28 protein-coding genes and 1 tRNA gene are annotated in these 25,706 nt (G+C 40.8%); 18 read left to right on the forward strand and 11 right to left on the reverse strand.

The window, feature by feature from the left end:
* Positions 1-45: 45 nt before the first annotated feature.
* Positions 46-1,239 carry a hypothetical protein gene (locus VB654_RS03060; RefSeq protein WP_416235653.1) on the forward strand — a complete coding sequence of 398 codons (1,194 nt, stop codon included), beginning with the start codon at positions 46-48 and terminating at the stop codon, positions 1,237-1,239.
* Positions 1,240-1,564: 325 nt separating this feature from the next.
* Here the strand turns inward: VB654_RS03060 and VB654_RS03065 are convergent, their stop codons facing one another.
* The 4 genes from VB654_RS03065 to trmFO all read right to left on the reverse strand — a co-directional run bounded on the left by VB654_RS03065 (position 1,565) and on the right by trmFO (position 5,382).
* Entirely contained in the window at positions 1,565-1,993 is a 429-nt protein-coding gene (locus VB654_RS03065; RefSeq protein WP_323211942.1) for a DUF29 domain-containing protein, read from the reverse strand.
* Between the two features lie 574 nt (positions 1,994-2,567).
* A tRNA-Arg gene (locus VB654_RS03070) sits at positions 2,568-2,640 on the reverse strand.
* Between the two features lie 26 nt (positions 2,641-2,666).
* Positions 2,667-3,845: a murein hydrolase activator EnvC family protein gene (locus tag VB654_RS03075; RefSeq protein WP_323211943.1), complete on the reverse strand. Its 1,179-nt coding sequence runs from the start codon at positions 3,843-3,845 to the stop codon at positions 2,667-2,669.
* A 223-nt stretch (positions 3,846-4,068) separates the two neighbouring features.
* Entirely contained in the window at positions 4,069-5,382 is a 1,314-nt protein-coding gene (gene trmFO, locus VB654_RS03080) for an FADH(2)-oxidizing methylenetetrahydrofolate--tRNA-(uracil(54)-C(5))-methyltransferase TrmFO (protein ID WP_323211944.1), read from the reverse strand.
* Between the two features lie 128 nt (positions 5,383-5,510).
* Between trmFO and VB654_RS03085 the strand changes: the two genes are divergently transcribed.
* The 3 genes from VB654_RS03085 (at position 5,511) to trpD (ending at position 7,669) form a co-directional block, all read left to right on the forward strand.
* On the forward strand, positions 5,511-5,693 hold the full coding sequence (locus VB654_RS03085) for a hypothetical protein (RefSeq protein ID WP_323211946.1): 183 nt from the start codon (positions 5,511-5,513) through the stop codon (positions 5,691-5,693).
* A gap of 194 nt (positions 5,694-5,887) precedes the next feature.
* Entirely contained in the window at positions 5,888-6,154 is a 267-nt protein-coding gene (locus VB654_RS03090; RefSeq protein ID WP_323211947.1) for a hypothetical protein, read from the forward strand.
* Positions 6,155-6,595: 441 nt separating this feature from the next.
* Entirely contained in the window at positions 6,596-7,669 is a 1,074-nt protein-coding gene (gene trpD, locus VB654_RS03095; RefSeq protein ID WP_323211948.1) for an anthranilate phosphoribosyltransferase, read from the forward strand.
* Here trpD and VB654_RS03100 read toward each other — a convergent pair.
* Positions 7,599-8,681, reverse strand: coding sequence for a retropepsin-like aspartic protease (locus VB654_RS03100; RefSeq protein WP_323211949.1), 1,083 nt, complete (start codon positions 8,679-8,681; stop codon positions 7,599-7,601). The genes trpD and VB654_RS03100 overlap by 71 nt on opposite strands.
* Before the next feature lie 346 nt (positions 8,682-9,027).
* Here VB654_RS03100 and carA point away from each other — a divergent pair, with 346 nt between their 5' ends.
* The 5 genes from carA to VB654_RS03125 all read left to right on the forward strand — a co-directional run bounded on the left by carA (position 9,028) and on the right by VB654_RS03125 (position 13,089).
* A complete protein-coding gene (gene carA, locus VB654_RS03105) occupies positions 9,028-10,179 on the forward strand; it encodes a glutamine-hydrolyzing carbamoyl-phosphate synthase small subunit (RefSeq protein ID WP_323211951.1) in 1,152 nt (383 codons plus the stop codon).
* A 273-nt stretch (positions 10,180-10,452) separates the two neighbouring features.
* Positions 10,453-10,791, forward strand: a complete 339-nt coding sequence (locus tag VB654_RS03110; protein ID WP_416235649.1) for an STAS domain-containing protein — start codon at positions 10,453-10,455, stop codon at positions 10,789-10,791.
* Positions 10,792-11,142: 351 nt separating this feature from the next.
* The gene (locus VB654_RS03115) at positions 11,143-11,622 is read left to right on the forward strand and encodes a Mini-ribonuclease 3 (RefSeq protein WP_323211954.1); all 480 of its coding nucleotides are present in this window, start codon (positions 11,143-11,145) and stop codon (positions 11,620-11,622) included.
* A gap of 97 nt (positions 11,623-11,719) precedes the next feature.
* The gene (rlmB, locus tag VB654_RS03120) at positions 11,720-12,688 is read left to right on the forward strand and encodes a 23S rRNA (guanosine(2251)-2'-O)-methyltransferase RlmB (RefSeq protein WP_323211955.1); all 969 of its coding nucleotides are present in this window, start codon (positions 11,720-11,722) and stop codon (positions 12,686-12,688) included.
* A gap of 98 nt (positions 12,689-12,786) precedes the next feature.
* Complete coding sequence (locus VB654_RS03125) at positions 12,787-13,089, forward strand: DUF1816 domain-containing protein (RefSeq protein ID WP_323211956.1); 303 nt, start codon at positions 12,787-12,789, stop codon at positions 13,087-13,089.
* Positions 13,090-13,236: 147 nt separating this feature from the next.
* Here VB654_RS03125 and VB654_RS03130 read toward each other — a convergent pair whose 3' ends face one another.
* Positions 13,237-14,025 (reverse strand): ADP-ribosylglycohydrolase family protein, encoded by a 789-nt coding sequence (locus VB654_RS03130; protein WP_323211986.1) that lies wholly within the window; start codon positions 14,023-14,025, stop codon positions 13,237-13,239.
* A 525-nt stretch (positions 14,026-14,550) separates the two neighbouring features.
* On the opposite strand from VB654_RS03130, the gene VB654_RS03135 reads away from it, so the two are divergent.
* The 4 genes from VB654_RS03135 to VB654_RS03150 all read left to right on the forward strand — a co-directional run bounded on the left by VB654_RS03135 (position 14,551) and on the right by VB654_RS03150 (position 17,629).
* Positions 14,551-15,633 (forward strand): class I fructose-bisphosphate aldolase, encoded by a 1,083-nt coding sequence (locus VB654_RS03135; protein WP_323211957.1) that lies wholly within the window; start codon positions 14,551-14,553, stop codon positions 15,631-15,633.
* Positions 15,634-15,822: 189 nt separating this feature from the next.
* Positions 15,823-16,146: a hypothetical protein gene (locus VB654_RS03140; RefSeq protein ID WP_323211958.1), complete on the forward strand. Its 324-nt coding sequence runs from the start codon at positions 15,823-15,825 to the stop codon at positions 16,144-16,146.
* Entirely contained in the window at positions 16,146-16,271 is a 126-nt protein-coding gene (locus VB654_RS03145; RefSeq protein ID WP_323211959.1) for a hypothetical protein, read from the forward strand. The genes VB654_RS03140 and VB654_RS03145 overlap by 1 nt, the downstream gene beginning before the upstream one ends.
* 191 nt (positions 16,272-16,462) lie before the next feature.
* Positions 16,463-17,629, forward strand: coding sequence for a pyridoxal phosphate-dependent aminotransferase (locus VB654_RS03150; protein ID WP_323211960.1), 1,167 nt, complete (start codon positions 16,463-16,465; stop codon positions 17,627-17,629).
* 514 nt (positions 17,630-18,143) lie between these two features.
* Here the strand turns inward: VB654_RS03150 and VB654_RS03155 are convergent.
* Positions 18,144-18,509 carry a VOC family protein gene (locus tag VB654_RS03155; RefSeq protein ID WP_323211961.1) on the reverse strand — a complete coding sequence of 122 codons (366 nt, stop codon included), beginning with the start codon at positions 18,507-18,509 and terminating at the stop codon, positions 18,144-18,146.
* A gap of 326 nt (positions 18,510-18,835) precedes the next feature.
* On the opposite strand from VB654_RS03155, the gene VB654_RS03160 reads away from it, so the two are divergent.
* Complete coding sequence (locus VB654_RS03160) at positions 18,836-19,000, forward strand: hypothetical protein (protein WP_323211962.1); 165 nt, start codon at positions 18,836-18,838, stop codon at positions 18,998-19,000.
* Positions 19,001-19,022: 22 nt separating this feature from the next.
* Here VB654_RS03160 and VB654_RS03165 read toward each other — a convergent pair whose 3' ends face one another.
* On the reverse strand, positions 19,023-19,739 hold the full coding sequence (locus tag VB654_RS03165) for a cyclase family protein (RefSeq protein ID WP_323211963.1): 717 nt from the start codon (positions 19,737-19,739) through the stop codon (positions 19,023-19,025).
* Positions 19,740-19,885: 146 nt separating this feature from the next.
* Here VB654_RS03165 and trxA point away from each other — a divergent pair, with 146 nt between their 5' ends.
* Together trxA and VB654_RS03175 are read left to right on the forward strand one after the other, a co-directional pair.
* A complete protein-coding gene (gene trxA / locus VB654_RS03170) occupies positions 19,886-20,212 on the forward strand; it encodes a thioredoxin (protein WP_323211964.1) in 327 nt (108 codons plus the stop codon).
* Positions 20,213-20,747: 535 nt separating this feature from the next.
* Positions 20,748-21,971, forward strand: a complete 1,224-nt coding sequence (locus tag VB654_RS03175; RefSeq protein ID WP_323211965.1) for a glycosyltransferase — start codon at positions 20,748-20,750, stop codon at positions 21,969-21,971.
* Positions 21,972-22,075: 104 nt separating this feature from the next.
* On the opposite strand, the gene VB654_RS03180 is transcribed toward VB654_RS03175, so the two are convergent.
* Entirely contained in the window at positions 22,076-22,750 is a 675-nt protein-coding gene (locus tag VB654_RS03180; protein WP_323211966.1) for a LuxR C-terminal-related transcriptional regulator, read from the reverse strand.
* A 103-nt stretch (positions 22,751-22,853) separates the two neighbouring features.
* On the opposite strand from VB654_RS03180, the gene VB654_RS03185 reads away from it, so the two are divergent.
* Positions 22,854-23,495: a DUF3386 domain-containing protein gene (locus VB654_RS03185; protein ID WP_323211967.1), complete on the forward strand. Its 642-nt coding sequence runs from the start codon at positions 22,854-22,856 to the stop codon at positions 23,493-23,495.
* Between the two features lie 23 nt (positions 23,496-23,518).
* Here VB654_RS03185 and VB654_RS03190 read toward each other — a convergent pair whose 3' ends face one another.
* Together VB654_RS03190 and VB654_RS03195 are read right to left on the reverse strand one after the other, a co-directional pair.
* On the reverse strand, positions 23,519-23,659 hold the full coding sequence (locus tag VB654_RS03190) for a hypothetical protein (RefSeq protein WP_323211968.1): 141 nt from the start codon (positions 23,657-23,659) through the stop codon (positions 23,519-23,521).
* Between the two features lie 41 nt (positions 23,660-23,700).
* Complete coding sequence (locus VB654_RS03195; protein WP_323211987.1) at positions 23,701-24,573, reverse strand: zinc metalloprotease HtpX; 873 nt, start codon at positions 24,571-24,573, stop codon at positions 23,701-23,703.
* Positions 24,574-24,995: 422 nt separating this feature from the next.
* Between VB654_RS03195 and VB654_RS03200 the strand changes: the two genes are divergently transcribed.
* On the forward strand, positions 24,996-25,283 hold the full coding sequence (locus tag VB654_RS03200) for a hypothetical protein (RefSeq protein ID WP_323211969.1): 288 nt from the start codon (positions 24,996-24,998) through the stop codon (positions 25,281-25,283).
* Positions 25,284-25,706: the final 423 nt, after the last annotated feature.

A 25,706-nucleotide genomic window follows, 5' to 3' on the forward strand; every position in this document is an offset into this window, starting at 1 on the left:
CATCCAGCTAAAAAACCTTTATTATTTCCCCAATCAAAAAATAATTTGTTAACGAAATCACAAATTTTACCCACTACAATTTTACCTGTTGATAAATTAGCCACAATTTTCCAAAATCCTGTTATTCTCCCCCAGATATCCCATCAAAGTATCAGTCAAACAAATACCTCTACATCTGATACAGTTCAAGCATCAATACCTGTAAATTATCCAGTCATCGATGAATGGCAAAAGTATAAATTTAGCATTCATGGTAGTAAAGTTTTAAGTCCAGGAAAACTCCCCACAACTAAAATTAATGTTAATCAAGCCGATTTATTAAGTGTTCTTGTCAATACGAGAGAATATTTTCAAGACCACGCTTCTGAAGATCCAAACATATTTCGTAGAGGGATACTAGATACTCAAGGCGTGACTGTAAAAGATATTATCAGAACTTTAGATTTCATGATTACTGTATTAAGGGATGATATTGCCAACAATCGCCCCAATCGCTTGGAAAATCCTGATTTTATTAATACCCATTTTCGAGTGATTAAATGGTCTGCCCATAATCCTCAGAAGCAAAAGCAGAATCAAGTAAGAATTACTAAATACGCTGTTTTCGAGCATACAGGTTCTCATACCAAAACATCTACTTATAATGTACCGATTTACAGTTTAAAAGAAGACAATATTACTGATAAATTCTACACTAGATACACAAAACAGGATGTTTTATCCGGTATTTATGAGCCGGGAGGTAAAGAATATGGTAGAGTCAAGCCTCTAGCTTATTTAACCCGTGCTGGCTTAGAAGAAGCTTTAATGCAGGGAACAATCTTGATCAATTTTACCGATGGTAAACAAGCATATTTCAATGTGGATAGAAACAATGGTATTTCCTATGTGCCGGGATTAAAAGCCACATCACAAAAGCGTTACTGGTACTTTAGACAAGTAGACTCTATCAAAGGTTATGGACATAATATAGATGCAAAAATTTCCATTAAGCCAGGGGTAACATTTGCAGGAGATATTCTCAATATTGGATTAGGTAGAGTAGTGGTAATTGAACATACTACAAATGGGCGTAAACAGTTAAAAATGGGAGTAATCGCTGATACAGGCGGAGCATTTTTACCTAATCTACATCAACTGGATTTCTTAGCCGGAACTTTTAAGAATCGACAAGAGTTTACACGGCATATTAGACAATTACCTGAGTACGCTACAGCCTATTTTCTTGTGAAAAAGTGATAAATCAAAAAAATATAGGCCAATAATTACAGGACTTACCCAAAGTATCTCTCAAATCCTCTTTCTTTCTCTTCTCCCAAAGCGCTACCGTGTACACCCCCTGCCTGTCTGCGTTTGAACCTGTTTTGCCTCCTAAATTTGGGGGACTTTGAAAATTCTTGTTCCCCCATAATTGGGGGTTAGGGGGCGATGTAGCCCTAAATGTAAAAATATGGTAGTTTAGCTCGTAGTAAGGGCTTTAGCCCTTAATTCAGGACTTTAGTCCTGACTACAAACCTTTAATTATTGACGATGACTTACTGACATCAAAGGTTAGCATTGTTATTTATTCTGGTAAAAATTCAGGGGATAAAATCTCTGTGAGGGTATAAGGACAGATTGCAGGAAATAATGATAATCCTGTCGCTTTTTCGGCGCTAATGGTAGCCAGAGGATAAACATCTTGTATGGCTTCAGTTAGATGAGATTGAAGACTAGGGTTTTTTCGGAGAAGTTTTTCTAAACGTAGGCGTTGCTCTTTGATGGTTAATTGCCAACTTCGAGAGCGTAAGTTAGGCTGAAATTGCCATTTTAAGAGGTGCATAATTAAGATTTCTAATCTGTTTTCTAGTTGTCGTTTTTCTGAGCGTCCCATATCTTCTATTTCATCGGCGATATTCTGCCAATCAATTTGATCAAGTTGCCGAGTTTTTAATAGGTTTACTTGTTCTGCTGTCCAAGCATAAAAGTCATTTTCATGGGTGCTTGAATTCATAAGTTCTCCTGTATTTCCAGGTTGAGGGCGGAAAGGTTAAGGTTATTAACTCTGAGTTGGGCTGTTATATTCTTCATGCTCTTGTAACAACCGATACGAACCTTGCATGGCTATTTTACCTGAAACTCAAAATAGAGACATTACAGGTCAATATGGTGTGAGTAGTTAGGGCTTGCTGTTCGCGTAGCGTGCCGTTAGGCATAAAAGTTATTTGTGAGGATAGGGAATAGTTATCCCCAAATTTTCTGATTTATTCAACCCAAAATTCACACTTTTGATGGTACACCCTTCAAAAGCCTTGCACCTACTTTCGGGTTGATCAGCCTCAAACCTTTGATTTATCTGGGTTTTACATTTATTCAGCCAGCCCTAGTTAGCTTATATGGTTATCTGCTAACGCAATATTAGTTTATTAGATATATATATTATTAATTGATAATTATTAATTATAATGTCACCAGACACAATAACTTTATCTCAATCAACTAGTTACCCTAAGTAGATGTTTTCAGGATAAAATAAGGTTAAGTGAGAGAAAATCAAGTTTCTGTTTTATAGCTATTTGTAAAACCAACGAGCGCGGAGGGATTTGAACCCCCGACCCACAGAACCGGAATCTGTTGCTCTATCCACTGAGCTACGCGCCCTAACATTTCCCGATTATAGCACGACTTTAGAAATAATCAGCAGGGTTTACGGGTGTACCATTGCGACGCACTTCAAAATGTAGGTGAGGCCCTGTAGATAAGCCGGTGGAACCGACAGCCGCGATCGCTTGTCCTCGTTCTACAGATTGTCCTTCCGCAACATACAATTCGCTGGCGTGTGCATATAACGTAGTCTTATCTTGACCGTGATCGATAATTACGGTTCTGCCATAACCACCGTACCAACCTGCAAAAATCACGTTTCCTGAATCGGCGGCTCTAATTTTACTACCATGACTGGCGGCAAAATCTAACCCAGAATGAAAGCGGCGATATCCTAAAATCGGATGTATTCGCCAACCAAAGGCGCTGCTAGTACGGGCGTTGCTAGGAAAAGCGAGTATTCCAGTTCCTCGAATCAGGATGTTACTGCGGCTGTTGGCTTTGGCTTGGGCAACTTTGTTTTGAATCAAAACTTCTAAATTTTTAGAATCTTGAGCGAGCTGGTTTTGTGCGGCTTCTAAAGCTAGGCGATCGCTATTTAAACGGACAATTAATTCTGACTGTGATTCCGCCTGAATTTGATAATCGGCTTTTTGTACCAATAACTGCTGACGAATCAAAGCAATTGCGTTTTTTTGCACTTCTACAGCCGTTTTTTGCTGATTTATGAGGTTGGCTTGGGTGTTGAGTTTCGCTAAAATTTTTTGATCAGCTTGATAGACTAACTTCAGTTGACGACGACGGCGGATAAAGTCGCTGATATTTTGGCTTTGTAGCAAAATTGCCCATCCTTGAGAAACGGGCGATCGCTGAAGATAACGTAACCTCGCCACAGTTGCTGCACGACTTTTTTCATAGTCACCTTTGATCACTAATAAATCTGCTTCTAATTCTTCCAGGTGTTCAGTAGCCAACCGTAACCTTAATTCACTGTCTTGAATATGAGTATTTGTAATCTCTAAGTTTTGTTTTAAACCAGTTAGCCGATTTTCTGCCGCTTCTTGCAAATTAGTTAAGCGATCGCGTTGCTGAGTTGTATTTTCACGTTCTTGCTTAATTTGTTGCTGCTGTTGTTTGAGAGTATCAATTGATGACGTAGTATTTGCAGATCCTGGCAGCCAGAGAAAAGCAATGGACAAAATACAGCATAAGGCAATAAATAAATTAAATAATTTTGTTTGGGGAAAAAATAGCGATCTCATGCTGTTGATTTAGCAAAATGCGGGCATTAACAGCATTATTCCCAAAATTCGGCAAAATCTAACATTCCCCTCCTTACTTGCCTACGGTGTACATACAAGTGATCTCTAATTATGGGGGAACAAGAATTTTCAAAGTTCCCCAAACTAGGGGGATTTAGGGGGCAAAACAGGCTCAAATGCAGACAGGTAGGACTTGTGTGCGGAGGGGCTAGGGGTGAGTTTCTTAAAACTGATTTTTCCAACTTGCTAAGTCAGCCAAAGAGCGATCGCGGTAACGTCCATAACGCTCTGGCTTACTTTTAATTTTTACCCCTAAATCTGGTATAATCCCAAAATTTGGCGGCATTGGTTGAAAATGCTTCGGTGAAGCTGAACTAATAAATTCTAATAACGCCCCCATCATTGTAGTTGGTGGTGCTATCAATGGTTCCTTACCCAAAGCTATCCGCGCCGCATTAGTTCCCGCTAACCAACCATCTGCGGCGGCGGCTGTGTAACCTTCAGTCCCAATCAACTGTCCAGCCGCTAACAAAGTGGGACGCTGCTTAAATTGCAAAGTTGAGTGCATTAATTGCGGCGCATTAATAAAAGTGTTGCGGTGCATGACTCCTAACCGCACAAATTCGGCATTTTCTAAACCGGGAATCAGCCGGAAAACTCGCTTTTGTTCACCCCAGCGCAGATTAGTTTGGAATCCTACCATGTTCCAAAGTTGACCGGCTTTATCTTCTTGGCGTAGCTGTACCACTGCATAGGGACGCTCCCCTGTACGAGTATCAGACAATCCCACAGGCTTCAGGGGACCATAGCGCATGGTATCTTCTCCCCGGTGCGCTTGTTCTTCAATGGGTAAACAAGCTTCAAAAAACTTCGCGGTTTCCCGTTCAAAATCCTTGAGTTCAGTTTGTTCAGCTTGACGAAGTTCTGACCAAAAGTGCAGATATTGCTCTTTATTCATCGGACAATTCAGGTAAGCCGCCTCACCTTTGTCATAACGCGATGCCATAAACGCCACATCATGGTTAATGGATTCTCCCACAACAATGGGACTCGCCGCATCAAAAAAGCTGAGATATTCCATCCCCGTCACGCGATGCAAATCTGCGGCTAAATCAGGACTGGTTAAAGGCCCTGTGGCTAAAACTACGATTCCTTCAGGAATAGCTGGGACTTCACCCCGGCGAAATTCAATTAAAGGATGGTTACATAAAGTTTCGGTCAAGTCTTGGCCAAATTGCCCTCTGTCTACAGCTAACGCCCCACCAGCAGGAACAGCGTGTTCATCGGCTTTGGCAATGACAATAGAATTGAGTTGACGTAGTTCTTCGTGTAATAATCCGGTAGCGCGATCGCTGGCCATGGCCCCAAAGGAATTACTACAGACTAATTCTGCCAGATGTTCTGTATGATGGGCAGGACTAAAGCGTTTTGGGCGCATTTCATGGAGAATCACCGGTACTCCCGCCTGGGCTATTTGCCAAGCTGCTTCTGTCCCAGCCAGTCCACCTCCAATTACTTGTATCGGTTGTTTATCCATATTTATACGCTGAGTTACCCAATTTAATTTTGCTGGAAGTGCATATTAATTATCCTAATTGATCAGGTTCATAGGATATTTGTGTAAACTTTTATCATACCTAGAAAAATTGCTAAGAGGAAATCTTGATGGATCGCTCGAAAATTGTTGCAGTTATTACAGGTGCAATTTCTATTCTTTTAGCGATCGCCTACTTAATTTTAGTGCAGTTGCTAGACTACCGAGATATGAAACCAGCCCCTATTAGTCAATTTTTACCAAAACAAGTTGTAATAGCCACATACATGAATGTGGAAGAAAATCTCTTCTAAAAAATTACCTGTTCCAACGTGTAAGAGACATGAATCTGAATGTTCGTGTCTCCACTCTGTATCTGAAAATACATTTTAGATAGCTCGACACCCTTGGAGATAGAGCAGGTTTTGACAAATTGGCACACTATTTCGTTACAACAGTTGTTAGATTAGTTGATTATTCATAAACAGTAATTAATAGGGGTGAACTGATGGCAGAGCCGAATCAGAACGATAAAAATAACTTTATTTACCCTCGCAGTCGTTACTATGGTCAATTTCGACCAGAACACTTAGTATTTAATGCTAATCTCCAAGAATTTTCTCAAAGAGTTGGCTACATCTCCAATTTAGAAACATCTGGGAAACTGACTCCCCAACAAGCCTATAAAAAAATTAAAACTCTTTGGAAACAGTTGAAACGCAGCAAAAAACAACTGGGTATTGGTACAGACCCAGAACCACCGACAACTCTGTGAAATTATTTAAAATCCGGGCTAAGTCCCTGAAACTCGTCCGGAGTGAGTGACACCATAATATTTTCCGATTCTACTTGGATAATGCAACGTGTCTTAGCTTGACTTTCCGAATTTGACTCGAATCCGCACACTACGCCCACTTTCCCGATTACATAAGCGGGACGTAGGATCAACACTTTATCCCCTATTTGAACATTTTTTGAGGTATACAAAGTTCCTCCTATAAATTCCGTATTTCAGAATGAAATTATATGAGTAAATTCAACAATTATTTGATTTTACCTAAACTTTGTGGACTTTATAACCTTCTCTTAACTAAATTTGGCTTAAATCATGTATTGCCCCTGCCTCTTTCCTCTGCTTTGACTGCTAAGTTCCCATTTTTCGGTAGGATAGCTCCCATATCAATCAACTGAACTACACCTACAAAAAAGTAATACTATGGCAACTTCTCCAATTCCAGATCCAGCATCCTCTGCTAATTGGCATCTCCTGCTGCAACAATTAATGGATAGTCAATCATTGACTCGCATTCAAGCCTCTGAATTAATGCAAGGGTGGTTAACGGCAGCTGTTCCCCCAGAACTATCAGGGGCAATTTTAACCGCCCTCAACTTTAAAGGCATTTCCGCCGAAGAATTGACGGGGATGGCAGAAGTATTACAATCTCAATCCCAATCCTCAGCACTCAGAACTCAGAACTCAGCACTCAGCACTCTTATAGATACCTGTGGAACTGGCGGCGATGGGTCATCAACTTTTAATATTTCCACAGCCGTTGCTTTTGTTGCGGCTGCTTACGGTGTACCTGTTGCTAAACATGGCAATCGTTCCGCCTCAAGTCTGACAGGCAGCGCGGATGTCTTGGAAGCATTGGGAGTAAATCTGGGTGCTGCTCCAGAAAAGGTGCAAGCAGCAGTACAAGAGGTAGGGATTACCTTCTTATTTGCTCCTGGGTGGCATCCCGCACTCAAAGCTGTGGGTTCTTTGCGACGAACTCTAAAAGTCCGAACAATATTTAATTTACTCGGACCATTAGTAAATCCCTTGTCTCCCAATGGGCAAGTCGTCGGGCTATTTACTCCCAAGCTTTTAACCACTGTGGCTCAAGCGTTAAATAATTTGGGTAAACAAAAGGCGATTGTCCTACATGGACGAGAAAAACTTGATGAGGCCGGGTTAGGAGATATAACTGATTTGGCAGTTCTATCACAGGGCGAAGTACATTTAACTACACTCAATCCTCAAGAAATGGGTGTAACTACTGCTCCCATCGCTGCACTCCGGGGTGGAGATGTCCAAGAAAATGCTGTGATTCTCAAGGCAGTATTACAAGGTAAGGGAACTCAGGCACAACAGGACGCTGTAGCCTTAAATGCTTCCTTGGCACTGCAAGTAGCAGGAGCAATTCCGTTGTTAGACCATGCTCAAGGTGTGAGTTTATCTAGGGAGATTCTTCAGAGTGGTTCCGCTTGGGAAAAATTGGTACAGCTGGTTGAGTTTCTACAGAATTAATTTCTAAGCGTGATTGTGGGCTAAACTCGACAACATTACGTCGAATGGTGACATCATAGTTGCCAAAAAAGTCGTGACCTAATAACCCAGTTTCTAGCTGTTCGCCAGCGATCGCCACTGCGACTCTATTCACCTTCACCCCAGCAATTGCCATCGAATCAACATAACCAATGGGAAATTCTACAGTTCTGGCACTGGCAGTATTAGCCTTAGCTATTCCCACTGGCACAACTCCCAAGGCATTAGCCATTTCTTGGGTGATCACTGTGCCACTGGCTCCTGTATCCACAATCATGTCGAATTTTTGCTGATTGTTGAAAGTGACTTCCACAATTGGCGTTCCACCCATGCGTCGTTTGATGGGGGCAGTAAATACTGCTTTTTCTGGGGCGAGTAATGCTGAAATCGGCAAAACAGGTTGGACTGGGGGCTTTTGTGTGGATGGAGATGGAGTTAGGGTAGGAACCGAGTGATTAGTTTGACCTTGGGAGACAGCCACTACAATGCGTTGATTCTCTGGCTTTGGTGCTGGGATGGGGCGAGGAATAGCTTTTTGTCGGGCTGTTTTAACTTGTCCTTGGTATTCGGCAATTTTGTCTTGGGCTGCATCAAACTCAAAGCTTTGTTCCGGTACTTTTTCCATGAGGGCGATCGCATCTTGGTACTGACTCACAACCAACTGCCAATCTTCTGGCGACTGCGCGGATTGACTGATGCTCCAAGCCCCTATAGCTTTATCTAAACCCATTTCAAAAGAATTTATTTTGGCTTCAGACGGTGATAGAGCTTTAGGTATTGGAAATGCTTGTGGTACTTTGGTTTCAACAGGAGACAGCACCGCCAAATTGTCACTGACTATAGAATTTTGATGGCTAAGAGTCCCAGAAATGGATTGGCTTGCCTCCGACATACTACGCTCAGTCTGAGTTTTTTGATTACAAGCAACACCCAAAACTGCGAGAGTGCTGGAGAGAAAAATCAGGGTTGCACGAGATAAAAACGACTGAAGCATAATTAACTTCAATTTTACTTAAATGTAATGGACTGCAAATCTTGTTTTGTCTTGCCACCGATGCTGACCGAATCCTAGAAAATCAAGTGTAAGGACTTCCACATGAGATAATTAATATTCGCAGTATTAGCTAAATTGGGGACTCAAGACTGCTTACTGTTAACTGTTAACGGCTGACTGTTGATTGATGGCTAAATAAATTTCCATAATCACGATCATGATTCTTCCACTATACCCAAGGTTAAGCTTTGCTACACTTCATGGGGGTAGACAGAAGAATGGCCTCTGATGAAACTGGGGCCACACCCTATATCTATTTAACCCTATCCTTTTGTTTTAATCATTTATGCCCCTGACTGACTCAATACCTGCTTTACTTGTCTTGGCCGATGGAACTACTTATCGCGGTTGGTCTTTTGGTGCAACGGGAACCAAAATCGGGGAAGTGGTATTCAACACCGGCATGACTGGATATCAAGAAGTTCTGACTGACCCTAGTTATTGCGGTCAAATTGTTATTTTTACCTATCCTGAATTGGGGAATACTGGGATCAATCTTGAAGATGAAGAATCAGCACGGCCACAAGTGCAAGGAGCGATCGCGCGCAATATTTGTCATCGTCCCAGTAACTGGCGCTCAACACAATCCCTGCCTGACTACCTTAATCAGCACCAAATACCTGGTATTTACGGCATTGATACCCGCGCTCTGACACGCAAAATCCGCACATTAGGAGCCATGAATGGTGGGATTTCTACAATTCTAGACGAAGTGGAATTGTTAGAACAGGTACAAGCTGCACCCAGCATGGCTGGTTTAAACTTGGCAAGTCAAGTTACCACCCCTTCGGTATATGAATGGACAGAGGCCACAATTCCAGCTTGGGAATTCAACTCGGATTCTGCGGTCAAAGTGGGTGAGTCTTTTACTGTTGTCGCGCTAGACTTTGGTATCAAACGGAATATTTTGCGTCGCCTAGCTAGTTACGGTTGTCGAGTCATCGTTGTTCCAGTAGACACATCAGCAGAGGAAATTCTCAAATACAACCCAGATGGCATTTTTCTTTCCAATGGACCTGGTGATCCAGCCGCCGTCACAGAAGGCATTGCCACTGCTAAAGCATTACTTGAAGCTCAAAAACCCATATTCGGCATTTGTATGGGACACCAGATTTTAGGTCACGCTTTAGGGGCAGAAACTTATAAACTCAAATTTGGTCATCGTGGTTTAAATCAACCCGCAGGACTACAGCAGAAGATAGAAATTACTAGCCAAAACCACAGTTTTGCTATTGACCCAGATTCATTACCAGCCGGAGTTTTAGAAGTCAGTCACCTCAACCTCAATGACCGCACGGTAGCTGGGGTACGTCATAAGTCTCTGCCTATATTCTCCGTCCAGTATCACCCAGAGGCTAGTCCTGGTCCCCATGATGCTGACTACTTATTTGAACAATTTGTCCAAGAAATGCGAACTTCCCGGTTATCAAAATGCTGAGTGGGGAAAGTGCTGAGTGGGGAAAGTTTTGAGTAAGTTTCTTTTCCCCTGCTCCCCTGCTCCCTGCTCCCTGCTCCCCTGCCCCCTGCCCCCTGTCCCCTGCCCCCTGCTCCCTGCTCCCCTGCTCCCTGCTCCCCTGCTCCCTGCCCCCTGCTCCCTGCTTCTTCTCCCGTATCCCAACAGGTTGTAGACAATTTGTGCTAAAACCATCTATACTTGAGCGTTTACTTTAACCATGAGGAGGGAATTATTGCTGAACCACTAAATCTAACCGTGAGCCTGAGAGGAACTCGCGAAGTCCGGGATAACTGTCAGCTATTCCGCCTCACAGGTTTGTTAGACGCATTTTCTGAGCCAACCTTTCGTAAGGTAATTGGCAATAAGATCGATGAGGGTCCAAAGCATATTATCCTGGATCTCTCACAAATCGACTTTGTTGATAGTTCCGGATTAGGCGCTCTGGTGCAGCTAGCTAAACAAGCTCAAACTGCCGGCGGGACTTTGCAAATTGTGACAAATGCCCGCGTAACTCAAACGGTCAAGCTTGTTCGCTTAGAAAAGTTTCTAGCCCTGCAAACTTCAGTTGATGCGGCTTTAGAAAACCTCAAGTAATCTTGATGGTTTGATCTAAAGAAATACACTCAGCTGACCGAAATTATATCTGGGTCGATTAATTTTTAGAAACGCTGACAAAAACCTCTCTCCTGGCGAGAGAGGTTTAAAACTTAGGGTATATTTAATATCCCATACTAATCACGTTAGTCAAATAGCTCGATTATCTGATACAATTGGTTGCTCCTCAAGATAAACTACCAATCAAAAAAGGTTAAAATTAATAAATAATAATATTTGACAGTCTCAATTATCTTAGGTGTACCAACATGGCTGGCTTCAGAAATAATAAAAAATTAAAGTTTTCTGAAGATACCTGTCAACTATAGCCCGTTAAGGAATGATGAATTTGTGACATCACAGGAAAAAGAGCTATTAGATAGACAAGATGAAACTCCCACAACGGGTTTGACTTGGCATCAAGCATTGTTGGCACCCAGTGAGACATTACCTCTAGAGATTTCTCAGTCACAAATACAACAAATGTCACCTTTGGCTTTAGCCTATGTCGGTGACGCAATCTATGAGTTATATGTTAGGATGTTCTATCTGTTGCCAATGCAACAAACAAAAGCCTATCACGGTTTGGTAGTAGCACAGGTAAGAGCCGAAACCCAAGCGCTTCATTTGCGATCGCTTACTCCTCATCTGAGTGCAGCCGAATTAGAAATTGTCCGTCGAGGCCGTAATGCCGCTTCAGGACGACCTAAGCGGGTTAAACCCAAAATCTATCAACAAGCAACAAGTTTAGAAACTTTAATTGGCTACCTGTATCTCACCGATTTTCCACGCTTAACCGAACTGTTACAAAAACTCCATCTAGAGAAATAGTGCGTGACTCAATCTCATGATAGGAAATTCAGCACTTGGGGTTCAGTAAATTCAAAACATCACAAAGTCTACCCAATAAACTATACCCAAAACTTATATGACAAGTAAACCCAGGAAAATTCAGACTCCTAGCGAACCTAATCGTGGGCAATCTCTCAAATTAAAGGGCAAACGGATTATTCCTAGCTCTATCCGCAGTCCCCGTGTGGGAGATCGAGATAAAAAGCCTGTATCTAGAAACACAAACCCCCATCGCATTGATCCCCATCCATCCCCAGCGTCAAAACCACCAGAAGATAGTGATCTAATCTACGGTCGCCATCCGGTTTTGAGTGCCTTAGAAGGTGAACGGGGACTGAACCGCATTTGGATTACTACTCGTCTGCGTTATGACCACCGCTTTCATCATTTACTCCTACAAGCGAAGGAAAATGGCACAGTCATTGATGAAGTAGAGCCAAGACGCTTAGACCAAATCACTGATCGGGCTAATCACCAAGGGATCGCGGCGCAAGTAGCCCCCCATGACTATATTGAGTTACCGGATTTAATTGCACAAGCGAAATCTGTTACTGATCCCGTGATTGTGGTAGCTGATGGAATTACTGATCCCCACAATTTGGGAGCAATTATTCGCACAGCCGAAGCCATAGGCGCTCAGGGATTAGTGATCCCCCAAAGAAGGGCATCAGGAATTACTTCTACTGTGATGAAAGTTGCCGCAGGTGCTTTAGAAAACTTTTCTGTCGCTAGAGTCGTCAATCTCAGCCGCGCCTTAGAAGAATTGAAAGCAGCTGGCTTTTGGATTTATGGTACTGCTAGTGGTGGTAGTGAACCCCTGCATACAGTTAAATTCAGTGGCCCTATTGTTTTAGTTATCGGTTCGGAAGGCGAAGGGCTGAGTATGCTCACGCAGCGCTCCTGTGATGTCTTGGTTTCCATACCTCTTTTGGGCAAAACTCCTAGTCTCAACGCTTCAGTTGCCGCAGGTATGGCACTTTATGAAATCTATCGCCAACGATCATTAAACACTTTTTACCTAGATAAATATCAAAAACCTCTTTAAAAAAAGAGAGTAACAGAGTATAAAGAAATGTAAAAGAAAAACGATACGATATCCTTTCCTTTAATATTCAGTACCACATTGATAAATCGGCTACAACCATGCAAACAATTTGGAATCACCTGAAGGAATCATTGATTAACACATTCCACAATCTAGGACTAGCTTGGTGGGTGGAAATAGTGACGCAAAATCCCAGTTGTACCTACTACTTCGGGCCATTTTTGAGTTCTGCTGATGCTAAAGTCGCACTCAAAGGCTACGTAGAAGATTTGGAGGTGGAAGGGGCGCAAGGAATACTTGTGAATGTCAAGCGCTGTAAACCAGGTACTTTAACAATTTCTGAAGACTTGGGGGAAAGGATTGACCGCAAAGTAAAGCCTGCCTTTAGCGGTCAGTTATAACTCAAATTCAAGGGCTTCCATAGTTCTCAGGCCGGGCTTGGGAACTATGGTAGAAACTCGCCTGCTGAAAACCGGATTGTTTAATTTTAGATTTTAGATTGATCCCACAGATAAATCTGGGGGCTTGTAGCATCAAGGAACTATTGGTCAATCACAGTATTGAAACATAAAAGTTTCGGTGACGGTGGATAGATGTTGATTTAAATGTGATAGTGTTGACTCCGCGATCGCTTTTGGTACACCGCCATAATATGCTTGAGCAATACCACCTGTAATGCAAGCAATAGTATCACTGTCACCACCAATTGAGACTGCATTTCGGAGAGCATCTTCAAAATTGTGAGACTCTAAAAAAGCGATAATTGCCTGGGGTACAGAACCCTGACAAGTAGAGTCGTATTGGTAAGTCGGTCGAATTTGCTCCAGAGTGCGCTCTAAGTCATAGTCAAAGGTATTTTGAATATAAGAATGTATCTTCGCTTTATCATGACCTGTGCGCCCTAAAAAAATGGCTGCGGCTATTGCTTGAGCGCCCTTAATGCTTTCAGGATGGTTGTGGGTAACTTCCGCACTACGCCGGGCTTCTTGTAATACAGTATCTAAGTCTTTAAAAGCAAACCCAATGGGACTAACTCGCATAGCTGCACCATTACTCAAACTGTTGTATGGTTCGCGCTGACTAGAGTTAGCCCATTCTCGGAAGTTCCGCCCATAACCAGCATAGGGATAGTGACGATAGTAAAACTTTAATTGGTCGATATATTGACTACTAACGGGGAAACCACTAGCGTTGAGAATTGCATTTGCCACTGCTACAGTCAAAACTGTATCGTCAGTAAAGCGGCATTGTCTATTAAAAAGCGGGAAATCCTTGGTTTTAAAATTTTTACCCTCATATACCGAACCAATAATATCTCCTGCGATCGCTCCGAGCATACTTAATTCTTTTCGTTGTAATATTTTAAATGTGTTTTGCTGAAGTATGACTGTGTTGCAGTTAGCCACAGCCTTCATCGGTTATTTGCTATTGTCAATATTTAGCTTCTGAGCAATATTTTTCTGGCATTACAAGTTTAAAAGCTGACATGGTATTATACCACAAAAACCCTAACCTATTGCAGAGATATACTACAAGTTAATATTCTATTTTGGTTGTTCTGAGACAGAAATTTTAGCCAAAATCCTTTAAGGCAATAATTTTACATAAGAGTTACGAAATTTGTGTCTTTTGGTATATGACTTGGTATGGTAAGAATTTAAAATAGACCTATGGCAAGAATCCTAATTATTATTTATAACCACAGATAAATGTAAATGTAGAGGCATTCTCCAACACCGGATGCTTTTCCACAGGGAATACAGGTCACGTTATCTGTGGTTTTTCACTATTATTCTGGAAAATTTAACTAACTATGAATTAATGATTATTTTGTTCATAGACTAAAGTTAGGGGAAAATTCAGTGACTACAACAGTTTTAAAGGCTAATTCTATCCAATCTTTGTTAGGTAAAGAAGCAGAAAACTTACTCACCTACAAAGCAAAAGTTTCTCAGGATTTGCTGCATTTACCAAGCCCAGATTTTATAGATAAAGTTTGGATAAATAGCGATCGCCATCCCCAAGTCTTGCGTAATCTCCAGCAGCTTTACTCTTACGGTCGGTTAGCAAATACTGGTTATCTGTCTATCCTACCAGTAGACCAAGGAATTGAACACTCGGCTGGGGCATCTTTCGCGCCTAATCCGATTTATTTTGATCCCGAAAATATTATCAAATTGGCAATAGCAGGGGGCTGTAATGCAGTTGCTACGACTTTAGGTGTATTAGGTAGCATTTCTCGTAAATATGCCCATAAAATCCCCTTCATCGCCAAAATTAACCACAACGAACTACTAACTTTTCCCAATCAATATGACCAGATATTGTTTGCTGATGTGGAACAAGCTTGGAACTTGGGTGCAGTAGCGGTAGGCGCGACTATTTATTTTGGTTCAGAACAATCTGCTAGGCAAATTCAGGAAGTTAGCCAAGCATTTAAATACGCCCATGAACTGGGTTTGGCGACAATTCTTTGGTGCTATCTGCGTAACAGCACTTTCAAACAAGACCAAGATTATCACGTTGCTGCTGACCTCACCGGACAAGCTAATCATTTGGGTGTGACGATTGAGGCAGACATTATTAAACAAAAGTTACCCGAATGTAATCATGGTTATGGTGCAGTAGCTAAAGCGACTAACCAGAGTTACGGCAAAACTAATGAACGTGTTTACACTGAATTGACCAGTGATCACCCCATTGATTTGACTCGTTATCAGGTGCTGAATTGCTACTGTGGACGTGCGGGGCTAATTAATTCTGGTGGTGCATCTGGTAAAGATGACTTTGCCGAAGCTGTGCGGACAGCAGTGATTAATAAACGAGCTGGTGGTACTGGGTTAATTTCTGGACGAAAAACCTTTCAGCGTCCCTTTGAGGAAGGTGTAAAACTATTTCATGCAATTCAGGATGTTTACTTATCTCCAGATGTGACTATAGCTTAGGAAGTGTGGGGAGTGTGCGGGAATAACTATAGTGAGGTGGAATATGTGTACTTCATTCCAGTGCATACCGCTATGATGACTAATAATACTTTTTATATACACGCAACTATCCTAGAGGAAGAAGTTAGAGCAATACAGAATCTCCTAATATTCAAGCATTTAGGAAAAAATTAGGAGATGGCCTTTATCATGTTGAATATCCCAAAAATATTTAATAAATTGCATCGTCAATTAACCATAGTATTACTGGCTGGTTTAATGTGGTTTACCAGCTTACCTACTGCTCCAGTACAAGCTGAGGGATATTATCAGGAGAAAGACCACGGTATAGCAGTATCTAAACCCTATTATGGCACTAGAGAGCGTAAAATTGTCGTGGAAACAGAGGCGATTAAACCCTACTATTCTACCAAAGAAAGAAAAAGAGAAAAAGTCATTATCAAGACACCTGCGGCAGTGGATCATACTCTTGAAAGTGGCAAGCGGGGGCAAGAGGTAATTCCGAAAAACTGATGATAAATTGGCACTCGGCAAAAGAAGCTCTCAGAAGAAGTTCTGCACTAAAACGAGTAAATAGCGATCGCTACCTTGCAGTTATTACTAACCCACTTCAGGGAGTTAGTGAAAATATTGCTTAGGCTGAGACTAGAGGTTTGGGATTAACTTATACAAAAACCGAAAAATTTCAACGGGGTTGGATGTATAGTAATGGATTTATGCTGTACAAATGTTTGCCTTCTAGACTCGCTCAGGAATAAAAAAAGGCAAATCTCGGTAGGGATTGTGAGATATCCTTATATAAGTGAGAGATTTGCCAAATAAATTAAGCATGAAGCTGGCAGCACGAGTAAGTAAGGTGTCCCCTTCTTTAACCTTAGCGATCGCAGCTAAAGCTAAGGCCATGAAGGCTGAGGGAATAGACGTTTGTAGTTTCAGCGCTGGAGAACCGGATTTTGACACTCCAGCCCACATCAAAGCCGCAGCAGCGACAGCTTTGGAATCAGGTAAAACCAAGTATGGCCCAGCAGCAGGAGAACCAAAGTTAAGGGAAGCGATCGCCCATAAACTGAAAACTGAGAACGGCCTAAATTATCAATCAGAGAATGTCATTGTCACTAACGGCGGTAAACATTCTCTGTTTAACTTGATGTTAGCCCTGATTGATTCGGGTGATGAAGTCATTATCCCGGCTCCTTATTGGCTAAGTTATCCAGAAATGGTAACTTTAGTTGGTGGGAATCCAGTAATTGTCACCACAGATGCGGCGACGGATTATAAAATTACTCCCGAACAACTACGTCAAGCAATTACACCCAAAACAAAGTTATTTATTCTCAACTCCCCATCTAATCCCACTGGGATGGTGTACACGCCAGATGAAATTAAAGCACTGGCGCAGGTAGTAGTGGATGCAGATATCTTTGTGGTTTCTGATGAGATTTACGAAAGGATTCTCTACGATGGTGCAGAACACATCAGTATTGGTTCTCTGGGTAAAGAAATTTTTGACCGGACGTTAATCAGTAACGGGTTTGCGAAAGCTTACTCAATGACTGGTTGGAGACTGGGTTATTTAGCCGGGCCAGTGGAGATAATTCGCGCCGCCAGCACTATTCAAGGACATAGTACATCGAATGTGTGTACATTTGCCCAATATGGTGCGATCGCGGCGTTAGAAAGTTCTCAAGACTGTGTAGAAACAATGCGCCAAGCTTTCGCTAAACGGCGACAAGTGATGTTAGACAGACTCAACGCCATTCCGGGGCTGAGTTGTGGCAAACCAGATGGCGCATTTTATCTGTTTCCTGATATTAGCAAAACAGGTCTCAAGTCCCTAGAATTTTGTAACGCCCTCTTGGAAGCACACCAAGTAGCAATAATTCCAGGCATCGCTTTTGGTGCTGATCAAAACATTCGTTTGTCTTATGCCACTGATATGGCCACTATTGAGAAAGGGATGGATAGATTGGAAAAATTTGTGAGTTCTCTTGTTTAGGAATGCGGATTTAATCAAGTACAGAACCTCACCCCTAAACCTGCTTCTTCTCCCTTTGGGAGAAGCTATGCGAAAGCAAGGAGACGGGAGACTTTAACAAAAGTCAATGGCGGGGTGAGGTCAATAAACCCGAAATTAGGTTTACCATCAAAAGTGTGAATTTTGGGAATGACAGATAGCTGAAACTGTTCTTGTTCCCTGCCTCCACGACAAAACTTTTATGCCTAACGGCACGCTACGCGAACAGCAAAACCTAGACACATATCTAGTAGCATAGCTAACAATTACCCGAAAATTGGTGAATAAACTGCAATTTACCGATAAAAATGAAATTATTGCCAATAAACTAAGTTTTTGACCCAGATGTTAACTCAGTAAAACACGCTTATTTGGCATTTTGGCAGACATACATTTTTTGTCAGTGGTATCTTTTAATTGTGCAAGGGGTGTAGTAGAAGTAGCCTAGATTAATTAATCTGGGCTATTTCTGCAATTTTATGAACTTTGACAATAGTTAAGCACGAGTCAACAGTTCTAAATTATGACCATCCAGATCATAGAAATAGAAACCACGACCTCCCATTCTATGGTTAATTTCACCTTTCTTTTCATGCATGGGGTCGCTACTATATTCAAGTCCCATTTCTTTGATGCGTGTAAAGATGACATCAAATTCCTCATCACTAACATGAAAAGCATAATGATGAGAGTCAAATCTGTATCTGTCAGCAAAATCGAAGGTTAACTTGTCATTGATATGCACAGCCGCAAAATGACCAACTGGAGTATCAAGTCTTAGTCCCAAAATTTCTGCAAAAAAACGTGCCGATTTTTCTTTATCATGTGCAGGAACTATAGTATGGTCTAAGGTAATTGTCATATTACACCTTCCCTTGTCTTTGGGTATTTCTCTTGCTCAAATCCACATAAATTTCCAAAAAACCACAAATAAACACTCATAGTGATTACTCGTGAAATATTCAAGTTTATTGATTAATCTTGGTGTAGTTTCTTTATTTTAGCGATTAATTCTCTATTCCCAATAAGTGTTATTCATGAAATAAGTATTGTATAACACTCGCATTTGCGTAACTGTGATTAGCGATTCCTACACACCCAACACTGACATTTTATTTGCTCGTGCCTTACCGACCATCGCTTGCTAATGAATTGTAAAATGAAAACAGCAGAAAATCTTTCATTTTTATGACTGTAGAACCCCAGACCGAAAAAGACAAATTACAGGCAAGTACTAGCATTAAGACAAATCAAGAAATAGCAGACGAAAAAGTTCTCTGTTCTCACTGCCAGCGCACCGCTACAAACGGTCTGAAATGTAAAGGCATTTGTGTGGCTGATAATGACTATTAATTAGAGGATGGGAGTGAGATAATCACGGTACTAAAGCCAATACCCCCGCAGGACAACCAGAACCATCCCGCAACCTCAAAACACCAATGATTACAGTTATACCCTTTGCTGGTAGCTGCTGTAAATTTGTGAGATTTTCCAAAATAATCCCTTGCTGTGCCAATACTAGACGGTTAATACTAAAATTGCTATTTTCTCCAGAGTCTACCCCATGGGTATCAATGCCTAAACCAGAAATTTGCCGTTCTTTCACAAGAAACTGAGTTGCATCATAGCCAAATCCGGGAAAGTGCATAATTCCTTCAGCATCTGGGTTAAAAAATGCAGTTTTATCTAACCATTTATCTTGCCAGCCAGTATGCAGTATTACTAAACTACCAAGAGGTATTTTACCATTTCTTTGCTCCCAAGCGACAACATCGGCAATAGTCAAGACGTAATCAGCATTGATGGCTGCTGCCTTGCAGATATCGATAACTACCCCAGGTAAAACCAGCGACTTAGCCGAGTATTGGTCAATTCCCACTCCATGAACGTGAAAACTGTTCGGTGCGTTGATATGAGTTGCACTGTGTTCTCCTAAGCTGAAACGCCGGAGGTAATAACCATCCGGTGAGATATTAGCGATAGTGGTAAATTCTACGGAAGGATCACCAGGCCATTGGGGAATATCTATGTCTATTATATGGCTAAGATGTATGACCCGTGAGTAGTTGATGATGTTTTGATTTTGTTCCATATTTCAAAATATTGACAAAAATAATCATAACTTTTTGGTGATAAGTTGCTTAACCAGAACTAGATGATGGTTTTCTAATGCCCAGAAAGGAGTATAGTTTTTACAGTTAGCTTTTTACTAAAGTTTGAGATTGGAGACTTAAATTAATGTCCACTAACACAGTTGCTTATGTTGAAGAAAGTGAATTTGATGCTCTTTTAAGTAAAGAAAAAGTTGTTGTTGTTGATTTTACTGCTACTTGGTGTGGCCCCTGTCGTCTTGTTAGTCCCTTAATGGATCAACTTGCGGAAGAATACAAAGGTCGTCTTCAGGTGGTGAAGATAGATATTGACAATAATAAGCCGGTTTTTAAAAGATTTGGTCTGCGTAGTATTCCGGCGGTTTTAATGTTCAAAGATGGTGAGTTAGTAGAAACTATTGTCGGTGTTTCTCCTTACGAACAGTTCAGTAGTGCTGTTGATAAGTTGCTTTAACTTGTTTATTAATAGTCGTTAATAAGTAGATATACTTCAAATTGAGATAATTTACCATTAAATTATATTAGCTTTTGCGCCAGAATCTAGATCAACCCTGAATTATCTATAAAAAGGCTGTTATTATAGCAATTTAATTTAATTGGCGTACATTATTAGGTTGAGATTCCCGATTTTTTTTAATAGGTCGGGAATTTTGCTGGAAGAAGAAATTTAGAGATGATTTATATCTCAAATATTACATTTTGCTTTTAGTGGGAATTGACGCAAATGAGACTACGAAAAATTTAATAATATTCCTGTTCTCAATGTACAGCAATCGAAGAATTACTACAGGGAATATATAATATTTTCTGAGTTAAGATTTATAGAAAAAAGTTATTCTCTTTATCCTCATGACTAGTGAAGCTGATTTAAAAGTGATCAAGATAACAGTAATGCTAAATTTATGAATGTTCATCTAATGCCGATATTGGCACATAATTAAATTTGGTTACATCAACCCATTAACCTGAAATCATAATTTTTCGGCGATATGAAATTAAGTCTCTGCATGATTGTCAAAAATGAAGCAGCCACACTGCCTAAATGTTTGAATAGTGTTAAAGGTGTGGTAGATGAGATTATCATACTAGATACCGGTTCCAGCGATCGCACTCCTCATATTGCCCAAGAATTTGGTGCAAAAGTCTATCACTTTGAATGGTGTAATGATTTCAGTGCTGCCCGCAATGCGGCGCTACAATATGTTACTGGTGATTGGATTTTGGTGTTAGATGCTGACGAAACTCTCACCACAAGTATTGTGCCACAAATGATGTCGGCAATCCAAAGCGAAGAATATCTGCTAATTAATCTGGTGCGTCAAGAAGTTGGCGCAGAGCAATCTCCCTATTCTCTGGTGTCGCGACTGTTTCGCAACCATCCCCAGATTCACTTTCAACGCCCATATCATGCTTTAGTGGATGACAGTGTTTCAGCAATTTTAACCCAAGAACCCCAGTGGCAAATCGGTTATTTACAAGGCATAGCTATTCTACATAAAGGATATCAGAAAACTGCGATCGCGCAAAATAATAAATATGCCAAAGCCCAAGCCACAATGGAAGCGTTTCTGGCTACCCATCCTGATGATTCTTATGTTTGCAGTAAGTTAGGGGCTTTGTATGTGCAGATTGGCAAAATTGACCAAGGGATGAATTTACTGTACAGAGGATTAAACCAAGCAAATTCTCTTGATCAGGGAATAACACCAGCAGCAGAAAACTATGAAATTGTTTACGAATTACACTACCATCTAGGTATTGCTCACAGTCATTTACAAGATACTCAAGAGGCTATATCTCATTATCAAGCTGCTATCAAGCTGCCAATTTATCCCATGCTTAAATTAGGAGCATACAATAATTTGGGCAACTTACTCAAAGCATCTGGCGATATTAACAGTGCAAAAATTGCTTACGAAACAACTTTAAAAATTGATCCAAATTTTGTCATGGGACACTATAACTTGGGAATGATCTGCAAAACTTTAGGTTTATTTACCGATGCGATCGCCTGTTACCAAAAAGCCATCCGATGTAATCCCAACTATGCACCAGCTTATCAAAATTTAGGGGTAGTACAGCTAAAAGTTGGCAACGTTCAAGCAAGTTTAACAGCCTTTCAAAATGCCATCCTGCTTTATGAACAACAAAACCCCGCAGAAGCTAACAGACTCCGCCAAGGTTTACGCGAGATGGGATTGATGAAATCCTGAATGCGACAATTGCGTGGAAATTTTTTATATGTAAGCTCAATTCACCTCTGATACTGTAAAAGCTTTTTTACACCATTTTCGACTTTTCAAACATCCTCTTATAACTAATTCAAAGAGATAAAATGCAGTTTTGCGACCATTTCACTGCGAGCTGAAACACCAAGCTTCCGAAACATCCGTTTTAATGCTTGCTTGACAGAATTTTGCGTTATCCACAGTTGGCGGCCAATTTCGGCATTCGTTAACCCCTGAGCTACCAAATCAGCAATTTCTAGCTCACGGGCGGTTAAAGGACTTACTAACAGCGAATTGGATATTTTGGCTTCTTTTGCTCGCAGAGTGGCAAGTTTTGTTGATAAATGAATACACAAAGCGCTTAAGTCAGCTAAGTCATCGGCATTAAAAGCTTCAGTGCCTTGATTGCGAGCTAAGTTTAATGTCCCCACAAGACGACCATCGCAAACAATCGGCCCAGTCATCACATGTTCATGGTCTTGACGCGAACAGAAATGTTTCCAATCTCCTGGTGATAATATTAATTGCTCATGAGCAGGAGCGTGCCTTTCTACCACATAACGCCCGACTGGATTATTCTCCATACAAACTGCGGGAATAGTCTGAGCATTAATTTCCTCGCTGGGCTGTTCATCAATCAGATAGATACCGCAATGTTGTACGCCAAAATACTCACCAATTTTATCCATGAGAGCCAGTCTTAGTTGCTGCTCGTTATTGACATTCGCGATCGCTTGAAATACAACGTAAAGAGAATTAGGCATAAGTGTACCCACTTGGGGACTATGCAAAGCTTCATATTTACTTCTATGCTAATACTAGCCAAGATAAAACGCTAATAATAGCTAGTCACGCTAGGAGAAGCCGATGACAATTACCAAACTTTCTGCTCAGGAACTTTTCCGAGCTGCTTATGAAAATCGCTACACTTGGAATAGCTCTTTTTCCGGTTATACCACAGATATTACTTATAAATATGATGACAAAGTATTTACAGGTAAAGTAGTCATTGACGCTAACTTAAAGGCGGAAGTGTTGGACGTAGAAGATGAAGCTGCCAAAAAAGCTATCCACGGTCAAGCTTGGGAAATTGCTATTCACCGTGTCCGTCGCAGTTTTGAAGATACTCACAGTGCCAACCAATTCAGCTATGGTGACACTGACGAAACCGGTGCAATAGAAATTTTAGTTGGTGGTAAAGGCGAAGGCGATAAATATAAAGTTCGCAATAATGAAGTTTGCCACGTTCACCGTTTAATCCACGGTACTTTTGTAACCATTGACACTTTTAGCAGTCATGATACTGGTGCAGGTTATTTGTCTCATACTTATGATTCTGTATACCATGACCCCAAAACAGGGGAACAAAAGGGTGGTAGAAGTGAGTTTACCGATGAATATGAAAAAGTTGGTGAATATTTTATTTTAAATCGTCGGGAGATTCGTACTGAAATATCTGGAAAAGTTTCTACTCAAGAGTTTATTTTCTCGAACCTGAAACTGTTATAGTCTGTTGCTGTTTCCGAGTAAATTTAACTAGAGAAACACAAGCGATCGCCAGAATTAAATTTGTGCGTAGGCGTAGCCAGCCGCAGGCATCGCTTGTTTTTCAGACCAATCACTGTTTCTCGGTTTCTTCCTGCAAGGATTTTACGCCATCTGAGGCTTGTCATTGAAGGATTTATCCCAGATTATTGAGCGATCGCAGATTCGCTTAATAACCTGTTCGTAGTAATTGTTGTTCTAGTTTTAGTAATTCTTCGACTCGTGCTTCCGTAGCCGGATGACTAGAAAACAAATTCCCCAAAAACTTACCAGAAAGTGGATTAATAATCAATAACGGTTCAAAAGCTGGGTTCGCATTTAACGGTCGTTGTTTAGCTGTAGCTTCTAACCTTTGTAGAGCCTGGGCTAAAGCACGAGGATTAGCAGTCAATTTAGCAGCACCCGCATCGGCAGAAAACTCACGTGTGCGCGAAATTGCTAGTTGAATAATTGTAGCAGCTATTGGTGCAAGTATGACAGTTAACAAAACACCAAAAATATTTCCACTTTTATCACTCTCTCGTGAACTGGCACCACCAAACCATAAACTGTAACTAACCATTTGTGCCAGAAACGAAATCGCCCCAGCCACTGTGGCCGCAACAGCTTGGGTGAGAGTGTCACGATTAGCAATGTGAGTCAGTTCGTGAGCAATTACGCCTTCGAGTTCATCCTCTGATAATATATTCAAAATACCTTCAGTAACAGCTACAGCCGCGTGTTCTGGATCGCGTCCCGTAGCGAAAGCGTTGGCAGTTTGATTAGGAACAATGTAAACTCCTGGCATGGGAAGATTAGCGCGTTGAGACAATCTCTGCACCATGCGGTAAAGTCCCGGTGCTTGGGTTTCACTCACAGGACGGGCGTGGTAAACACTCAACGCAATCTTATCTGACTGATACCAAGAAAACAGATTTGTGACTGCTGCTAAACCAATTCCGACAATTAAGCCACCAGTACCGCCAATTATCCAGTAGCTAATAGCAATCAAAAGACCACTAAGGACAGCCAGCAAAGCAACCGTTTTGAATTGATTGTTCATCATTATGCTCTCCCGCTAACGCTGCATTAGGTTTTTCAGGCAACAGCATTAATTAAGTCGCATTTTTATTGTATCTAGCTAAACTCAGATATTGGTGCAAAAAACCTCGCAACTTGAGTACGGATTTCCCGCTTAAATTTTAGCTACAGTATTTACACTTGTACGAGCTTATTTAGTTTTTTTAAATACTTTCTTTCTAAAAAAAGGATATACTTTGGGTGTAGTAACAATTATATTTACAGTATTTTTCCGCAAATAGTCAGTATAAAATCCGGTAAGGCAAATAAACTAACATATAGTAATTAAATTTGTCAATACCTTTTTAACTGATACACTACTTTGTGATAAGAGCTAAGGTTCCATACTTGGTAGTATCATCAAATCCTGTTTAACCAAGCAGCACGATTAAACGTGTATAAACAATGCAAGATAGTTCAAATTTAATTTCGGAATTTGAAACATTATTTAGACAAAAATTAAAATTAAATAATTGTAAGCTTAAAAAGAAAAAGCAAGAGAATAATTATGAAATTATTACTCCAGCCAAAGATATTTTTTTAATGTCCTGGTGCGACTTTCCAGAAATTAACTTGACATATCAGCCCATAGGAGTACGCACACATCAGACTGTAGTTTATGAACGAGCTATCCGATCCCACATTAATTTTTGTGTAAGTAGTATCCAAGACAATCCTCAGACCGTCGTATAGAGTTAAGAATATTTGGGGTGGGTAGCACCCACCTTTATATTTATTTTCAGAAACAATAGGCGCACCAGGCGAAACATTTAGAATAGCATTGGGAGCATTAATAATCAAAGAGAAACATTGAAAGTAAATTTGGGTAAGCTAAACAAAAATTTAGATTGGGTATAGTTATCAACTTGAAAACCTGGCCAGTAATAGTAGGCATTATTGTTATCGTTTGAATCTTGGCATTTAAATTGAAGATGTAACCGCCTGTAAGCCTTAATTTTGGAGGAAAATTCTAGGGTTTGATTAAAACCTCAACATCATACCTACCAAAAAATCTTACTTTTTTAATTATAAATTTCGTTACCCGACTTTCGCAGCTTTTTTGTCAATGCGTAAGTTCTATTATTGTATTACTGTGTGAAAACTAAAAATTAAAGT

Origin of the sequence: Nodularia sp. UHCC 0506 (assembly GCF_034931045.1) — a bacterium.
Lineage (GTDB): Bacteria > Cyanobacteriota > Cyanobacteriia > Cyanobacteriales > Nostocaceae > Nodularia.

Bases quoted from the DNA above. Each gene is read 5' to 3' on its own strand.
- VB654_RS03065 (WP_323211942.1), bottom strand. From the start codon at position 1,993: ATGAATTCAAGCACCCATGAAAATGACTTTTATGCTTGGACAGCAGAA.
- VB654_RS03075 (WP_323211943.1), bottom strand. From the start codon at position 3,845: ATGAGATCGCTATTTTTTCCCCAAACAAAATTATTTAATTTATTTATT.
- trmFO (WP_323211944.1), bottom strand. From the start codon at position 5,382: ATGGATAAACAACCGATACAAGTAATTGGAGGTGGACTGGCTGGGACA.
- VB654_RS03085 (WP_323211946.1), top strand. From the start codon at position 5,511: ATGGATCGCTCGAAAATTGTTGCAGTTATTACAGGTGCAATTTCTATT.
- VB654_RS03090 (WP_323211947.1), top strand. From the start codon at position 5,888: ATGGCAGAGCCGAATCAGAACGATAAAAATAACTTTATTTACCCTCGC.
- trpD (WP_323211948.1), top strand. From the start codon at position 6,596: ATGGCAACTTCTCCAATTCCAGATCCAGCATCCTCTGCTAATTGGCAT.
- VB654_RS03100 (WP_323211949.1), bottom strand. From the start codon at position 8,681: ATGCTTCAGTCGTTTTTATCTCGTGCAACCCTGATTTTTCTCTCCAGC.
- carA (WP_323211951.1), top strand. From the start codon at position 9,028: ATGCCCCTGACTGACTCAATACCTGCTTTACTTGTCTTGGCCGATGGA.
- rlmB (WP_323211955.1), top strand. From the start codon at position 11,720: ATGACAAGTAAACCCAGGAAAATTCAGACTCCTAGCGAACCTAATCGT.
- VB654_RS03125 (WP_323211956.1), top strand. From the start codon at position 12,787: ATGCAAACAATTTGGAATCACCTGAAGGAATCATTGATTAACACATTC.
- VB654_RS03130 (WP_323211986.1), bottom strand. From the start codon at position 14,025: ATGCTCGGAGCGATCGCAGGAGATATTATTGGTTCGGTATATGAGGGT.
- VB654_RS03140 (WP_323211958.1), top strand. From the start codon at position 15,823: ATGTTGAATATCCCAAAAATATTTAATAAATTGCATCGTCAATTAACC.
- VB654_RS03145 (WP_323211959.1), top strand. From the start codon at position 16,146: ATGATAAATTGGCACTCGGCAAAAGAAGCTCTCAGAAGAAGTTCTGCA.
- VB654_RS03150 (WP_323211960.1), top strand. From the start codon at position 16,463: ATGAAGCTGGCAGCACGAGTAAGTAAGGTGTCCCCTTCTTTAACCTTA.
- VB654_RS03155 (WP_323211961.1), bottom strand. From the start codon at position 18,509: ATGACAATTACCTTAGACCATACTATAGTTCCTGCACATGATAAAGAA.
- VB654_RS03160 (WP_323211962.1), top strand. From the start codon at position 18,836: ATGACTGTAGAACCCCAGACCGAAAAAGACAAATTACAGGCAAGTACT.
- VB654_RS03165 (WP_323211963.1), bottom strand. From the start codon at position 19,739: ATGGAACAAAATCAAAACATCATCAACTACTCACGGGTCATACATCTT.
- trxA (WP_323211964.1), top strand. From the start codon at position 19,886: ATGTCCACTAACACAGTTGCTTATGTTGAAGAAAGTGAATTTGATGCT.
- VB654_RS03175 (WP_323211965.1), top strand. From the start codon at position 20,748: ATGAAATTAAGTCTCTGCATGATTGTCAAAAATGAAGCAGCCACACTG.
- VB654_RS03180 (WP_323211966.1), bottom strand. From the start codon at position 22,750: ATGCCTAATTCTCTTTACGTTGTATTTCAAGCGATCGCGAATGTCAAT.
- VB654_RS03185 (WP_323211967.1), top strand. From the start codon at position 22,854: ATGACAATTACCAAACTTTCTGCTCAGGAACTTTTCCGAGCTGCTTAT.
- VB654_RS03190 (WP_323211968.1), bottom strand. From the start codon at position 23,659: ATGACAAGCCTCAGATGGCGTAAAATCCTTGCAGGAAGAAACCGAGAA.
- VB654_RS03195 (WP_323211987.1), bottom strand. From the start codon at position 24,573: ATGAACAATCAATTCAAAACGGTTGCTTTGCTGGCTGTCCTTAGTGGT.
- VB654_RS03200 (WP_323211969.1), top strand. From the start codon at position 24,996: ATGCAAGATAGTTCAAATTTAATTTCGGAATTTGAAACATTATTTAGA.